A 1,716-nucleotide genomic window follows, 5' to 3' on the forward strand; every position below is an offset into this window, starting at 1 on the left:
ATCGATTCCTGAAGGATAGGTGAAAGTGGTAATACTAAAGTTATTATCTTTATATAATTCAAAAGATGAGTCAGTAAACATATGGTGATTTAATCGTAATAATTTCATAGTATGATCTCCTCGTTAAGACAGCTAATTACCAATCTACAGTAACCGCTTACATAGTGATCTAAAATTAATAGAGAATCGATACTAACAAATTCTCTATTAATTTTAAGCTTATTCTTTTCCAATAATTTTAAGACTTGAACTTGTACCAAGTCTCGAAGCACCAGCCTTTATCATTGCTTCTGCTTCTTGTTCAGAGTGAATTCCACCAGCTGCTTTGACTTTAATGCGATCGCCAACAGCTTTTTTCATAATAGCAACATCCACTGATTTAGCTCCGCTAGTTGAAAATCCAGTAGAGGTTTTAACAAAATCTGCGCCAGCGTTAGCAACAATATCAGAAGCTTTGGCAATTTCATCACTCGTTAATAAAGCGGTTTCAATTATAACTTTAATTAATGCCTTTTTTGCATGGACAGCAGTCACAACTGCCTGAATATCTTTTTGAACCGCTTGGTAATTTCCACCTTTAAATTCGCCAATATTCATGACCATATCCACTTCATTAGCGCCGTTATCAATAGCTTCTTTTGCCTCAGCCACTTTTATGTTAGTTGTGTTTGCGCCTAGAGGGAACCCAATAACAGTTGCTGTTTTGACGGGCGTATTTGCTAACTTACCGTGCACATATGATACCCAGTAAGGATTAATCATAACTGAATAAAATTGATTATCGATCGCTTCTTGAATGACTTTATCGACGTCTTTCTGGGTTGCTTCTGGCTTTAACAGTGTATGATCAATATAATTATTTAATTTTACCATGATTTAAAAACCTCTTTTTTTATTATCTGCACATATAAGATAACATACGTTTTTACAAATGTAAACGCTTTTATTTAACAAATGTAAAGTACTTGCGAATATGTTAGAATCAAAATAAGCTTTTAACAAAAGGAAGGAGAATTTGTTCATGCATGCCGAGAAGAAAAATGGATACTCTTATGAAAAATTCCAACAAATTATTGAAATTAGCCGTTATTATTATCAGGATGGATTAAGTCAAATAGAAATAGCCAAAAAAATGGGGCTGTCCAGACCAACCATCTCTAAAGCACTTCAAACCGCTCGAGAAAGTGGGATTGTTACCATAAAGATCACCGATCCCTTTGAAAATACTGAGTTAATAGAAAAACAGCTTAAAAAGAAGTATGGCTTAAAGGATGTTTTGATTGCATCTCAAGTAAATCGCAATGAGAAGAGTATTATTGATTCTCTTGGTGAAAAAGCCGCTGACTATTTAAATAAAATTGTTCATGACGATGATATCATTGGTATTAACTGGGGAAGAACTATGGAAGCAGTTGCTAACCATTTACGTGAAAGTCAGTGTCAGAATGTTAAAGTCGTTCAATTAAAAGGCAGTGTTACAAATTCTAAAGAGAGCAATTACTCTGCCGATATTACCAATAAATTTAATCATGCATTTCACACTCAAGCAAACATCTTGCCACTACCTGTAATTTTTGGAGATTCTAAAATTAAATCAATTGTTGTCCAAGATCAGTTTATTGAAAACGTTATTCGAGAAGGGTATGAAGCTAATGTTGCACTTTTTACGGTTGGGACTACTAGACCTAAAGCAATGCTTTTTAGATTAGGGTATCT

General features: G+C 34.0%; 2 protein-coding genes. One reads left to right on the plus strand and one right to left on the minus strand.

What is annotated here, in order from left to right; all coding sequences use genetic code 11:
* Nucleotides 1–219: 219 nt before the first annotated feature.
* Entirely contained in the window at nt 220–873 is a 654-nt protein-coding gene (gene deoC, locus JCM14108_RS13800; RefSeq protein ID WP_035181540.1) for a deoxyribose-phosphate aldolase, read from the minus strand.
* A gap of 148 nt (nt 874–1,021) precedes the next feature.
* Here deoC and JCM14108_RS13805 point away from each other — a divergent pair.
* Nucleotides 1,022–1,716: sugar-binding transcriptional regulator (locus JCM14108_RS13805; protein WP_035181541.1), on the plus strand; the 695-nt coding region annotated here is incomplete at its 3' end.

The organism is Lentilactobacillus farraginis DSM 18382 = JCM 14108 (assembly GCF_000583655.1).
GTDB lineage: Bacteria > Bacillota > Bacilli > Lactobacillales > Lactobacillaceae > Lentilactobacillus > Lentilactobacillus farraginis.

Bases quoted from the DNA above. Each gene is read 5' to 3' on its own strand.
- deoC (WP_035181540.1), bottom strand. From the start codon at position 873: ATGGTAAAATTAAATAATTATATTGATCATACACTGTTAAAGCCAGAA.